Here is a 14,031-nt window from a genome sequence, read left to right as displayed (position 1 = left end):
CGGACTCACAAATGGTCCCAGAGGCTAGTCGGCTTTTCTTCACTTCTACTATAAAAAAATAGTAGCACAAACCATGGTCTTGGTTTGTACTACTAATGTTAGTATGTTTGATATAATGTCATTCTCTATATTTAGTCTTACTGCAACTGGAGTTTTCTTATTATCACATTGCTTAAACGGTTCTATGAAAGTAAGAACAAAGCCAAGGTAATCAATTAATTTTAAACCCGGGACTTTTTTTGTTTTATCGGAATATTTGGTTATTTTAAGTATACTCTTATTAAAGAATGTTTTTTATTTAAAAATTGCAATTCTCTACTCCAATTTAATGAATATATTTAGTATTTACAAGATCATTTTTTATGACATCGGTTGGGATTTCGAATTCCACTACACCCATATAGCCAGGCGCTACTTCATATTCATCGAAGGAGATTACAAGTTTACCTTTATCAGTAATATAAAATTGCTGTTCTGCGTTAATGGCTGTAAAGTCATAATCCATAAATTCTTCATCTGATAGACCTGCGCCTTTTACCCAGTACACTTTTCTTGGGTTAGGTATAGCCATTTGTTCCCGCATTTGTTCCTTAATGTTTTCACTGATAGTTTTAATATAATTGTCATCTTTAAATAGCATTGGTAATGTAATTAGAATTTCATTTTTTTTATCTATTGTGTCATAGTGCATAACTGTAGAAGACGATGCAATTGTAGTGGTCGTATAGCGACCGACTGATAAGATTTGGTCATTATCGGTTTTCACTTCATAACCGCTATCAACACCTAAAACACCACCTCCATTTGCTTTTATATTAGCAACATTAGGAAGAAAGTTATCATATAGAGCCTTACCTTCTGAACGATATTTTTCATTTAAAGCATTTGAAAGTTCTTTATTTTCTAGGTTTTCAATAGAAGGTACTTTAATGTTTGCATCGTATGTGTCTTCAGCTACTTCATATTCAGTCCATGTTAATACCGTGATAATACTACCAACTACTGGAATTTCAGAAAGTGTACGTGCCATTGCAGGACTGACATTTAAACCAGCTGTAAGAAGCATAGCAGCCGCAGCAGATCCAAGTAACCATTGAGGTGCTCGATTTTTTTTCTTCTTTTTACCTTGCTTAAGTGCATTTTCAACCACAAAATCAAGCTCTTTTGGGATAGGTATTTCATTATATTGCTTTTCTAATTCTTTTAATTTTTCATCCATGTGCTGTTTCCCCCTTCACATCTTGCAGTTGTATTTTCAAGAGTTTTAACGATTTATAAAGACGAGCTTTAGCAGTACTCAGCTTAATATTCAGAATATTAGCAACATCGGCGAGCTTTAAATCTTCGAAATAGTGTAAAATGACAACTTCGCGATATATTTGGGGTAACTCGTCCAACGCATGTTCTAAATCAACATTTTCATAGACATCCTCTTGTGCAGGTGTTAAATATTGCAATGTATCATCGTCTGTCACCTGTAAACGTTTATGCTTACGTAAAAAATCAATGGCTGTACGTACCAAGGTTTTATAAAAAAAGCTTTTCAGATACTCGACATTTTCTAGTCGATCTAGAGAAAGCATTGCTTTTTGAATACTGTCTTGTACAACATCAAGTGCGTCCTGTTCATTTTTCGTATAGCTATACGCGAGCAAATAAAAACGCTCTTTCTGTTCACGAATTAACTGGACAAACACCTCTTCATGTTGAAATGTATTTCTTGTTTTCATGTATAAAGAAACTCCTTTTTAACATTTTTTCAAATTGTATACTACTATTAGACGGGTGAAAGGGGGGGGAGTTGATAGTTTGTGAATAAAATGGAATACCAAAATCCTTATAGGAACTATTGTAATGTAAATCCCTATTATGTAATAATTTCGTATAATGTTAGAGTGCCGTTCTATTGGAATAGTTAGAGCTTTCACTTATACAAAAGTCTAAGTTTGTATTTATGCAGCAAAGTATACCTTTTGATAAGTAAGTAAACTAGTTCAATTTTATCTCGAAAAAAACTTTTTTAGTCTATGCTCTAAACAAAACCTATTTTTTAGGTGTATAGTTGGGAAATTTAGAGAAAATTTATTCAGACTTTGTTATTTCAAAAGAAAAATTGGATGTATATGCTGATTTAATAATTGGATTACTTAGGAAAAAGGAGAAGATACGTACTGTTCGGACAAGGATTAAAGATCCAGATTGCATTAGACAAAACAAATACTGGATAGTTTACTGAACGTTTATTTTCATTAGAAAACCGTTCGTTTTATAAACCTACATTTGAAAAACATCAAAAGCAAGGAGGCAACTCCTCAGCCACCACAAGCGATTTTGTTAGAGCTTGCGCAGGAAGCAAGGCGGTGGAGTCTGGAAGAAGAATCACTTGTAGAGTAATCCACATGTAATAGATTTTATTATTTCTTAAAGCATACAAAAAGTGTAAAGGCTTATGCCCTTACGCTTTTTGTATGAATAATTATTTACTTTCTTCTGTTGATGTATCTGCATCTTCAGTCGTTGTACCTGTTTTAGCAGCAGCTAAAAACTCATCTAACGCAGTTTTTAAATCTTCATCTTTAATCTTAATATCAGCTTCTTTCATCATTTTCGCTACTTTTGTTAATAGCGTTGAATTATCCACTTTTGCTAGCTTTAATTGTTTTTCAAGCTCGCCTTTTTTACCTTTGTATGATTCTTTAATCTCACGCTTGTCCGTTACTTCGATGATATGATAGCCAAAGCTAGATTGAATTGGATCGCTGATAACATTTTTTTTCAATGCGAAAGCACCTTTTAAAAACTGTTGATCCATATTAGTTGCTTTGTTAAACCAACCTAAATCCCCACCAGTTGTTTGTGCTGCTTCTTCGATAGAATACGATTTCGCAACTTTTGCAAAATCTTTTCCAGATTCAAGTTCTGCTTTCACCTTTTTAGCAGTCTCTTCATCTTTTACTACTATATGACGAGCTTGGATTTCATTTTTGATATTTTCGTATTCAGCTTTAATTTCATCTTCTGTTACTTCCACATCTTCAACTAATGCCTTTTCATACATCAATTTAAGTTCTAGGGATTTTTTGTACGAAGATTCTGTGTGACTTTGTTGTGCAAGGGCGTTTTCGAAGTCATCGCCTAATTGCTTTTTGTCAGCTTCTATTTGAGCGTTTACTTCATCTTCTGTCACTTCATATTTCGCTGATAGTACTTTTTTAATCATTAGAAATTGAAATGCTTGATTTCCCGAAGATGCTTTCATTTCTTCATATAAATCATTTTGAGTGATATCTCCAACTTTAGAAGTAGCGATTACTTTGTCATTAGTTGCTGAATCATAACTACAAGCGCCTAATGCAAGAACTGATGCTGCAAGTGTGAATGTTAATACTGTTTTTTTCATGGAATTCTCTCCTAATTTCTTGTTGTTGCAGTTGTAAAACAAAAACCTAGCTAATTATATTTCAGGACAATCATTAGATCATTTATTTTATCTCAGCAATGAAAAGCGCGATTTGTATATAAGGTGTGAGTAATTAAATAGATTAATCTCTCATAAGTGCTATCCATATAGGCTGCGATAGTCTGTGTTGCACCGAAGTATTTTAGCCAAAATAACAGATGAATCTATAGCAAGTAGTGTGCTGACTTTTTTCGCCTAGGCGAAGAAAACAGTATAAACAGGGGTATCCATTTTCATTCTTTGTGGTGAAGCGTTAGTTTTTAAATTTCATGGATAGCTTACCTTTAGCTGATAACTTGAAAGACGAATTGGTTAATGTTGTGGAAAATAGTCTTGGCCGTTTATCGTTAATTTAGAAGCTGAGATAAGAATTTCTTCATTTGCTTTAAAATATGGGTCTAAAATATTGAAAAACCATTCCCATTTTTTAGCATTTTTTTGTTCTTCTTTTTTATCAAGAGTTAAGATTTCTTCATAAAGCTGTTTTAATTGTTTGCTATCTGCTTCACTAACTTCAAATTCAAAGTCAGCCATGTATTCTTCAAATGTTGGAGGATTATAGAATTGACCCAGGATTTCATAAAATTCATTCCATAGCTTTTCAGACAATTCTTCATTTTCATCCTTATCTGCTTTTCGAGCATCCTCAAAAATTGTTTTTAGTTTTGATAAAGTTTCAGCAGGGATTACTGATTCTAGGCCATCTAAAGTTTCTTCAAAAGTTTGTGGTGGGTATAGTTCATCTAAATATGGTGCAAGGATTTTATCAAACTCTTCATATTTTTTGTTAGCCCTGTCTTCATCACCGCTTTTTTCAAGCTTTACCCATTCTTCATAAATAGCTTTAAGCTGTTTTTTATCGTTTTCTTTAATAACTATGTTACTTTCATTAAAACCGTATTCTTCTTCTATAAATTCATCAACTGATTTTGGTTGCCAATTAGCTAATATATATGGCTTTTGTATTTTATACATCGTCAACAATTTTCTCTATTTGTTGAAGTTTCTTATCTATCTCTTCAATTGAATAATCACTTTTATTTGTTTCCTTTTCTAACTGCTTCATTTCGTTAAACATTTTTTCTAATTTTGCTAAATCTTCTTTTGTTACCTCTTTAGGTAGTCTTTTTTATAAGCTTCAAATGTATTGAAGTCATTATAATCTTCTACAACATTACCTTCTACAGAGATTTCTTGTCCTTCTACTAAGCTCATTTTTTCTAGCTGTTCAGTAGAAAAATTACTAAAACTAATAAAATATTTTTTAACATCTTGTCCTTTAAGGTTCATTCCATAATGGGGAAAGAAATCTTTAATAGCCCCTTTAATTTGTTGTTCCTTTTGAACTGATGCTTCGATTGTTTTTTCAGCAGATGTAGCTCCTACTTGCAGGGGAGTTAGAACAGCCATTCCTATAGTAAGTGCAGAAGCAATCATCCAAGTTTTTTTCGGTTATTTCATTTTTATTTCTCCTTGCATTTTAAAAATTAATTGGTACCAATAATTAGACGATTTACCAATGAAAAAAGTTAATTATTTTAAAAAAGTTTTAAAAATTAAAGAAGAGAACATAAGATCAATTCGTGATAGATGGTCCAATTTTCCCCACGATATAAAGAAATAAGGGTAGATAGAATGAAAATATGGCAAAATTCTTTTGTGAATCTGTCTTTTTTGATGACAAATGATCTTGAGGCACAGCATGTAAATGCGTTTACCAGCAAGAAGGCTGCTGAGCGTTTAGATTAGAAGTCGATTAATTAATCATCTATAGAAGAAGCAGCAAATAGAGAGCGTCCAGTACCGTTTTATAACTGGCTTAACGAGCGTCATAGTTTTACTGGATGGAATGGATTGTTTTGTAAAACTACTTCAAAAAGGAAATTTTTCTATCTGGGTGATTTTGCAAAATAACAGAAACAATGGAGGTATGAAATTTGAAGGTTCAAAGAATATATAATGTGGGTGTAATCGTAAATGATCTCTCTGCCGCTGAAGAGTTTTTTCTCGATTTTGGACTTGATGTGAAAGGGGAATGGGAAATGGGAGGAGGGATAGGCAGTAGGGTTTGTATGGCAGCTTGTTGTTTATAATTCTAGTAATCTAAAACTACACTTCTTTCAACTTGTATCTCAGTAGCACCCGAATTTACTCGAAAATAGGACCAACTAATAAAGTACCTGTCACTATTCGAAATTATGCACTCGATACTCATGAAAATCGGCAAATAAAGATGATATGAAGAAATCAATCGGGTGTTATATTCAGATATTTCTTAAAAATAAATTAATTTTTCATCGGATTTTGTCGGATTTTATAAGTAACTTGTACTATAAGGCACGACCCAAAAAAAATTAATACTAGGAGGTACGAAATTTTTGAAGAAGAAATTTAGAATCAGTTTAGCGACTCAAATTTTAGTTGGTTTGATTTTAGGGATTATTGTTGGTGGTATCTTTTACGGAAGCCCAAAAATCGAAACATATTTACAACCTTTAGGCGATATTTTCCTTCATCTAATTAAGATGATTGTTGTGCCGATTATTATTTCGACTTTAATCGTTGGTGTAGCTGGAACTGGAGACATGAAACAGCTTGGACGTTTGGGCGGGAAATCAATTATTTACTTTGAAATTATTACAACAGTAGCAATTGTAGTTGGTTTACTTTCCGCAAACATATTCCAACCTGGCGCAGGTCTGAACATGAACGAGCTTTCTCAAGGAGATATTTCGAAATACGTTACAACTACTGAAGAAGTACAGCATGAAGGACCGTTTGATATTATTGTAGGCATTGTCCCGACAAATATCATTCAGTCAATGGGTGAAGGCGATATGCTTGCTATCATCTTCTTCTCAGTTATTTTTGGTTTAGGGGTTGCTGCCATTGGCGAACGAGGAAAACCAGTATTAGACTTCTTCCAAGGAGTAGCAGACGCTATGTTCTGGGTAACGAACCTCGTAATGAAATTCGCTCCACTTGGGGTATTTGGTTTAATCGGTGTAACCGTTTCTAAATACGGATTCGCTTCTCTGATACCACTAGCTAAACTAGCTATACTTGTTTACGCAACAATGCTATTCTTTATATTTGTCGTTCTTGCGCTTGTTGCAAAATTCGCAGGTGTTAGTATCCTCTTCTTAATTAGAGTACTAAAAGATGAGCTGATTTTAGCGTTCTCAACGGCAAGTTCTGAAGCTGTGTTACCACGAATTATGTTGAAAATGGAGAAATTAGGTGCTCCAAAGGATATTGTATCCTTTGTTATCCCAACAGGTTACTCCTTTAACTTAGATGGTTCTACACTGTACCAAGCTATTGCTGCATTATTTATTGCTCAAATGTACGGTATTCACCTAAGCATTGGTGAACAAATTACGTTAATGCTTGTATTAATGGTTACATCTAAAGGGATTGCAGGTGTTCCAGGAGTATCCTTCGTTGTACTTCTAGCAACTTTAGGAACTGTCGGTATTCCACTTGAAGGTTTAGCATTTATCGCAGGTATCGATCGTATCCTTGATATGGGACGTACAGTCGTTAACGTAATTGGTAACTCACTTGCGTCATTAGTAATGGCGAAATGGGAAGGCCGTTTCGATACAGACAAAATGAAAAATTACTTTAAAGAAAATGAAAATTTAGCATAAAATCCATCACAATGGATTGCATTACATGGGCCTAAAAACAACAAATAAAAACACCTTTCGTTGAAAAATGGTTATATTGCACCTTATCAGATCAACGTGGAGGTGTTTTTTCTATGGGGATAGAGTTAGTTCTGATGTTAAAGCAAGGAAAGGAAAATCGTTAATATTATTTACTTGAAATGCTTAAAATAAAGCTTCATCTCTAACTTCTTAATGTATCTTGAGAGGAAACATATGCATCTGAAGTGTTTTTTTTAGATATATATAGCTCAATATCCAGAAGAAGTTATATAAAGACTAGGCTATAAACAACAGTTAAAATATGAAATTTAGTTTTAATAGTTTTATTAAAAGTGGTTATTAATATAATACTTAATTGTGATTTTGATGTGCTTAAAGAGAAAAAGAAGTGATTATATATAGTAAATTTACTTGAAATGTATTATTATAGGTAAATTTTTTGTAGATTTGTGTAAAGATGTGTCATATGATAACTTGATAAAGAGGGAGAATATTGAGAAAAAACAGAAAAGTGAGAATTTTATATTGGTAGCCATTACTTCTATAGGTATTTCGTTTACGATGACATCACCAATTACACAAAACACTGGCGAAAAAATCCATGCAATGCAAACTAAATGATTGAATTCAAAAAGGGGGGGATGAACCTTGCTTCGTAATCTATCCATTTTTAATAAGCTAGTTTTATTAATGTCTATAGCAATTTTAACGGTTGCTCTTATCCAAATAAGTGGATATATTACTATGAAAAAGTTGGAGAATACAACAGAGAATATTTTTATAAATCGTCTTGAACCAAGTATTGTTTTATCGGATTATCGACTTAATAATCGAATTATTGTATCAGATATGTATCGTTCTTTACTTCTTACAGATGAAACAACTATTACTCAAATTAAAAATGAAGTAACTGATGCGTTTCAAAATAATGAAAAGAATCTTAAAATACTTGAAGCAGCCAAAATGCAATCGGATGAGGATAAAATAATAAGTGAATTAATTCAGCTATATCCAAGTTTTAAAGAAAGCATGGAGCAAGTCTTTCAGTTAAGTCTTGCTAATAAGAATGATGAAGCAATAAAGCTCTTTAATTCAAGTGCTGAGCCTGTACTTGACGAAATAATGTCAAAAGGACTAGAGCTGACAGAATTGAATAAAAAAAATGCAAGTATTTTGAATATGGAAAGTAAGGCTGAGGTAAATGAAGGGATTACAAACTCTCTAATTATTTCAATTGTATTAGGAATTTTGTTTGTGGCAATCGGTTTTATCGGTGTACGAAAATATCTAATTTCTCCAATTGAAAAATTAAAATATGCTGTTCAACGAGCAGAGGCTGGGGAATTAAATTTTAGTGTAGACTATGATTCAAAGGATGAGCTAGGCGTCTTAACGTCTACTTTCGGCCACATGATTGCTCAATTACGGGATCTAATTGGTCAGGTGCAACAATCGTCTGAACAGATGGCAGCATTTTCGGTTGAGCTTTCGGCAAGTGCGGAACAAACGAGTGAGGCAAGTGAACATATTGCATCTGTTACGTTAGAGGTAGCAAGCGGCTCAGATAACCAGGTTAGAACGATTATAGAAACATCGGATGTTGTCGATCATATGGTAGAAAATGTCCGAACTATAGCTAAAAATTCTACTAACGTATCAGAGGCAGCAACACAAGCAAAACAACTTTCTGTAGATGGAAATGATATTATTCAAAATGCAGTTCTACAAATGAACTCGATTCAAACATCTATTGGTAGTTTAAGTGATGTTATTAGTGGTCTAGGTGAGCGTTCAGCTGAAATTGGAGATATCGTTGAAGTTATTACAAGTATTGCAGCACAAACCAATCTACTGGCATTAAATGTAGCGATAGAAGCAGCAAGAGCAGGCGAACATGGGAAAGGCTTTGCGGTAGTTTCGGAAGAAGTGCGAAAATTGGCAGAAGAATCATCGGCATCGGCGCTGAGAATTTCTGAGCTTATTATAAGAATTCAAGGCGAAACGAGTAAAGCGGTAGACTCCATGCAGTTCACTACGAATGAAGTGAAAACGGGTATTAATAATGTGAACAACGCAGGTGAATCATTTGAGAAAATTCAACATGCCATTAACGAGGTCTCAGTTCAAATTCATGAAGTGTCTAGTTCTGTAGAACAGATGGTTGCAGGTGCAGATCAAATGTCCAAATCCATGGGACAAATTAATGGAATCGCCCAAAGCGCCGCAGAAGGGACACAAAATATTTCAGCGGCTACGGAAGAACAATTAGCCTCTATGCAGGAAATTACTGCATCTACTTCGGCACTTTCTAAAATGGCGGAAGACTTACAAGAAAAAACGAATATGTTTAAAGTATAAAGATGACGAATTATAATCTCAAAGGACAAAGATCTGCTAATAGTTGTTGAAAAAGTAAATTTGTTTGTTTAAATTTAGGTTTTTTCGAAGGAGATGTGAAAATGGAATTATTTATTAGGAAGATGACAAAAGAGTTATCGACCAGTCTTCAAGTTATTCACAACTTGTTTTAAAATCGGCAGAAGAACAATCTGCTACTATGATTGAGATGACTTATAGAGCTAGCATAAATTCTGTATTTTGTACTTTAAAACATTAATTGATACTACAGGTAAACTTCACATTAAATTCATGCTAACTACAGATTAGCTTTATAAAATATTTAAAAAAGATCGTAAATTTTTGATAGAAAATGGAGGAGTAAGCTGCCCTATTGGAGGAATTAGGATGGAGACTGGGATAACAAAATTTGAATCAAATCGAAAGTCTGTGTTAAAAAGTATTGAAGATAAAAAATCTTTCACTTTAGTATATATTACTATTTCAAGTTGGCATAACTTGAATACTTCTAAATGTATAGATGTGGTTAAGATGAAATTAGCTATGTATCAAACAGAAGTTGAATGTTATAGAGTATTTGATAAGGAATATATATTAGTTTGTAATGTTCAGTCGCAAGCTCATTTGATTATTCAAGATTTATCAAATATTGAATATTTGAAGATACATTATCTATCTGTTCAAGATAGAAGACTTCCAGCCTTAAATTATGTTAGACAAGTCTATTTGCAAAACACGAATAGTAATGCGATAAAAGAGTACATTTCACATAAAGGTTTATTAACGGATGAGTTTGAAATCGTTTTTCAACCGATATTACACAATAATACACAAGTATCCTTTGAAGCACTAAGTAGATGGAAGTGCGAAGAACTCAATTCAATATCACCAGGTATATTTATTCCGATTTTAGATATAGAGAGTTTGATAAAATTAACCAAAAATATTATTAATAAAGCTGTTGATTTGTTGAAAAGGTATAATGATATAGTTTATGTCTCTATTAATCTAACAGATTCATTAATAAAAGATATATCTTGGCTAATCGAACATCTTAATGAAATTAATTTTAATAACAATAGCAGAATTGCTTTTGAATTAACTGAGGAAACCCTAACTGGGATAGAAGCAAAAGCAATAGAAAATTTAAAAATTATTCGTGATCGTGGTCATATTGTATTTATTGATGATTTTGGTTCAGGAAATCTGAATTTTCAATATATCTCCTTATTCCCCCTTGACGGGGTGAAGCTCGATAGGTTGTTTATTAGTGGGCAATCAAATAAAAAGGTAATTGAAATGCTAACAAAGTTTATCAAAGCTTTAAATCTAAAGGTTATCATAGAAGGCGTAGAAAGTGTTGAACAGCTTAATTCCTTATCAGAAGCTGAATATGATTCTATACAAGGTTTTTACATATCTAAACCACTAACTATGAATGATTTGTCAATATTTATGAATGAGATTAGATAGACTATTACTATCTATTTTTTAGTTTAAGTATTGGAACTACATCTGATTTTATATAAAAAAAGCAATTAACTTCACCAGGTCAATAGTTTTGAAGTAATTCTCCAAAACTATTTTTCCCTTAAAAATTAGGTACAACATTGAATGGTGGTAAATAATAAAAAGGTCACCGGAGCATTGTGACCCATAGTAAAGGTTTTAAAGTGTAAGGTAAATAAAAGATTACATTAAAAATCCCGTATCAATTTTACTAAGTAATATTGATATGGGATTTTAGTTTTTATTTACACAGTAGCTTCTTCTATGTCTGCCTTCAATTCTTTAAACCATTTTAAGTTCACTAAATGGTGTGAACGAGAATTTTCGTTCATGCGACGAAAATAATCAATTTTACCAGGTAATTCTTTAGTAATAGCTAGGTATTCATCGAGAAGAGCAATTCTGGCTTCAGTTTGATCAATTTGTGATTGGATTAATTCTAATAATTTATGTTTATCGAATTCATCTGCAAAGAGTAATGCCCCATAGAATTGTAAGTTTACATACTCGGATTTAGTCCCATATTTGGCCATTAATTTTTCGAATTCTTCTATTCCTAAAGACGTGATTTTAAAGGTGTGAATTTCACGACCGTTGTTTGGACGTATTTGATGTGTTTGTTCAATCAAACCTTTTTCTTCAAGTTGTTGCAAATTGTAATAAAATGATCCTTTAGTGAAGTTAACGATATATTTATAATGTCGTTTTTCCATTAAACTTAATAGTTCGTATCCATGAGCGCCAGGGTTTTGAATAAGTAAGCCAAGGATAAGTAAGGGAATCAAGGGTGCATCACCTTCGCCATTTGTGCTTCAAATTCAGCGTATGTGATTTTACCTAGAGCCAAATTCATACTATGAATATAAATTTGTTCAGTTTTCGAATAGTTATTGTTTATTTTTAGTGATTGATTTTCATCCGAAAGAGGCTCTAAGATATGACACTTTTTCGAAAATGCTTCGAAGTAGCGATAACCGAATTTTCGTTGGGAAACGGCGTTCAAATGAATACCATCCGGATTGGCAGTTAGACCTTTTGCCGATACAAAATAACAATTTTGCTGCTCATGAGCGAATCGACGTAATTGGTTGTTGATTTCTTGAAACTCTGATGAGTACTTTCCGAAACCTAATTTTCCTAGAAAATCACCAAGCTCACCAATGATTAATGGGGCATTTTGAAGGTTTAATTCTTTACGTAAATTTTCAATGATAAGAGATAACTTTTCATAATACGTTTCATATAGAGAATTATTGCTATCACTTTCACCTTGATGCCAAAGTATGCCACAAATTTCACTAGTTTCTAGAGCAAATCGAGCTTCAGATAAAGCATGTTGAAAAAGAGTACCCTGCGGATGCCAATCGTTCAAGGAACTGCCACCTTCCGCACAAGGAATCAAACCAATTTCTTCATCCGGGTTGGCATTCGACCATGCCTCTGCAAAAGACGCTGCTAGACTTACACCAGCAACAGGGCGGTCATAATTAATCGGCTCTGTCATCATTTGCCACTGACCGTTGCGAAGCATTTTTATTTTTTCATTATAGATAGGTTCTACCTCATGCAAGAATCCACGACCTGCCATATTTGATTGCCCTAACATTAAAAAAGATTTTATCATTTAATTTTCAACCCTTTACATAATAGTCTAATTAGACTTCAATAGTATAGAGTCTAATTAGACTATCGTCAACTCGCTATAGCTAAATTTTATATTTGAAAAATATAATGCGATGGACTCTACTATTCTTTATTGGAATTTAACACTACATATTTCGAACTAAGTATCTACTGTAATAAACTTAATATTGTAATATACTATTTTTAATAGGTTAACAATGTTAATTTATGTTTTATTCAAAGATCTCTAGAATGTTCAGTAAAAAATATTATTAGGAGTCCTAAAATGAAAAAGAAAATAAACTATTTAATCTTACTTTTAACTGCCATCTTTATAGTTGGCTGTACTAACGTAGAAGATGTATCGAATACTGATGGGAAAGCTGATTCACAAGAAGTAACTACAAAAAATAGTGAAAAAGAAAAAACTACGACTGAAAAACAAGCAGTAGAGGAAACATCAACTCAATCAAAAGATCAACTGTTCAAAGATTACAAACTAATTGAAGTTGATGGTGGTGATTTGTCTGGACATCGCGAACCTAACGTCGTCGTTGACATAGGTTTTGGGGACCGAGAGTATTGGTCCTTTACGAATGAACACGGGCAAATAGTCCGTGTCATTGCTAACGAAATCGTTCTACAAGATGATCGTACCGAACCTGTAACATCGTCTGGCAGATACTACGCTGATGAAGCAAAAGTTCCTGGTGTCGAAAGAGCAGATTTAGATGAAGGACATATTATTGCAGATTCTCTTGGTGGGGTATCAAATGCTTATAATATTACGCCACAAGATAGTACGCTTAACCGACATGGTGATCAAGCATATATGGAAGACGCTATTCGTAAAGCTGGTGGAGCTACAAATTTTGAAGCAATAATCACGTATCCTAATACGAAAACGCAGATTCCTTCTCATTACAAGTACACTTACACTTTAAAAGGGAATAAAATTGTAGATGAGTTCGATAACGGCAACCCTGATGAAATAAATAAATCTCTAGGATTAACTGAAAATAAATCAACTAACTCAAATAAGTCAACAAGTTCTAATAAGTCCAATGCTTTGAATGGCACTGAAGATATTTCTAGCGTTGATACAGATGGAAATGGTCAAGTAACGATTAAAGAAGCAAAAGCAGCAGGTTATAGCATGCCAATAACGAGTGATCACTGGTTATACCCATATATGAAAGACAATGATAACGACGGTATGGTAGGGGAATAAGCACCTAGAACTCAAGGCAAAGTAAATGAATGAAATAAACGGATGACTTTACCGAAACAATCGGGCGCGTTTGTGGACTAAGTATCTCTTTTCCTATTCAACTAAACCAGCTAATAGATTGTCAATAAAAATCTTTTAAATTAATAAACACTTCATGCTATACTAAAAAGCGCAAC

The 14,031-nt window shown here is 33.2% G+C and carries 12 protein-coding genes; 5 read left to right on the top strand and 7 right to left on the bottom strand.

The window, feature by feature from the left end; translation table 11 throughout:
- Positions 1–325 precede the first annotated feature (325 nt).
- From rsiV to ABNX05_RS25690, 5 genes are all read right to left on the bottom strand, one after another.
- Positions 326–1,219, bottom strand: a complete 894-nt coding sequence (rsiV, locus tag ABNX05_RS25710; RefSeq protein ID WP_349662285.1) for an anti-sigma-V factor RsiV — start codon at positions 1,217–1,219, stop codon at positions 326–328.
- Positions 1,212–1,730, bottom strand: coding sequence for an RNA polymerase sigma factor SigV (gene sigV / locus ABNX05_RS25705; RefSeq protein WP_349662284.1), 519 nt, complete (start codon positions 1,728–1,730; stop codon positions 1,212–1,214). The genes rsiV and sigV overlap by 8 nt, the downstream gene beginning before the upstream one ends.
- A 746-nt stretch (positions 1,731–2,476) precedes the next feature.
- Positions 2,477–3,400, bottom strand: a complete 924-nt coding sequence (locus ABNX05_RS25700) for a peptidylprolyl isomerase (RefSeq protein WP_349662283.1) — start codon at positions 3,398–3,400, stop codon at positions 2,477–2,479.
- 372 nt (positions 3,401–3,772) lie between these two features.
- Positions 3,773–4,435: a hypothetical protein gene (locus ABNX05_RS25695; protein WP_349662282.1), complete on the bottom strand. Its 663-nt coding sequence runs from the start codon at positions 4,433–4,435 to the stop codon at positions 3,773–3,775.
- Positions 4,436–4,567: 132 nt separating this feature from the next.
- Entirely contained in the window at positions 4,568–4,897 is a 330-nt protein-coding gene (locus tag ABNX05_RS25690; protein WP_349662281.1) for a hypothetical protein, read from the bottom strand.
- A 500-nt stretch (positions 4,898–5,397) separates the two neighbouring features.
- On the opposite strand from ABNX05_RS25690, the gene ABNX05_RS25685 reads away from it, so the two are divergent.
- From ABNX05_RS25685 to ABNX05_RS25670, 4 genes are all read left to right on the top strand, one after another.
- Positions 5,398–5,553, top strand: coding sequence for a VOC family protein (locus tag ABNX05_RS25685; protein WP_349662280.1), 156 nt, complete (start codon positions 5,398–5,400; stop codon positions 5,551–5,553).
- Positions 5,554–5,838: 285 nt separating this feature from the next.
- Positions 5,839–7,113 carry a cation:dicarboxylate symporter family transporter gene (locus tag ABNX05_RS25680; RefSeq protein ID WP_349662279.1) on the top strand — a complete coding sequence of 425 codons (1,275 nt, stop codon included), beginning with the start codon at positions 5,839–5,841 and terminating at the stop codon, positions 7,111–7,113.
- Positions 7,114–7,782: 669 nt separating this feature from the next.
- The gene (locus tag ABNX05_RS25675) at positions 7,783–9,492 is read left to right on the top strand and encodes a methyl-accepting chemotaxis protein (RefSeq protein WP_349662278.1); all 1,710 of its coding nucleotides are present in this window, start codon (positions 7,783–7,785) and stop codon (positions 9,490–9,492) included.
- 387 nt (positions 9,493–9,879) lie between these two features.
- Positions 9,880–10,965, top strand: a complete 1,086-nt coding sequence (locus tag ABNX05_RS25670) for an EAL domain-containing protein (protein WP_349662277.1) — start codon at positions 9,880–9,882, stop codon at positions 10,963–10,965.
- 281 nt (positions 10,966–11,246) lie between these two features.
- On the opposite strand, the gene ABNX05_RS25665 is transcribed toward ABNX05_RS25670, so the two are convergent.
- Complete coding sequence (locus ABNX05_RS25665; protein WP_349662276.1) at positions 11,247–11,786, bottom strand: PadR family transcriptional regulator; 540 nt, start codon at positions 11,784–11,786, stop codon at positions 11,247–11,249.
- Positions 11,783–12,625 carry a sialate O-acetylesterase gene (locus tag ABNX05_RS25660; RefSeq protein WP_349662275.1) on the bottom strand — a complete coding sequence of 281 codons (843 nt, stop codon included), beginning with the start codon at positions 12,623–12,625 and terminating at the stop codon, positions 11,783–11,785. Before ABNX05_RS25660 ends, ABNX05_RS25665 begins: the two co-directional genes overlap by 4 nt.
- A 285-nt stretch (positions 12,626–12,910) precedes the next feature.
- Here ABNX05_RS25660 and ABNX05_RS25655 point away from each other — a divergent pair, with 285 nt between their 5' ends.
- On the top strand, positions 12,911–13,855 hold the full coding sequence (locus tag ABNX05_RS25655; RefSeq protein ID WP_349662274.1) for a DNA/RNA non-specific endonuclease: 945 nt from the start codon (positions 12,911–12,913) through the stop codon (positions 13,853–13,855).
- The last annotated feature ends 176 nt before the right edge of the window (positions 13,856–14,031 follow it).

Source organism: Lysinibacillus zambalensis (assembly GCF_040183165.1).
Taxonomy (GTDB): domain Bacteria; phylum Bacillota; class Bacilli; order Bacillales_A; family Planococcaceae; genus Lysinibacillus; species Lysinibacillus zambalensis.
Note: the sequence above shows the minus strand (reverse complement) of the source record. Positions and strands in the feature narration are given on the sequence as shown.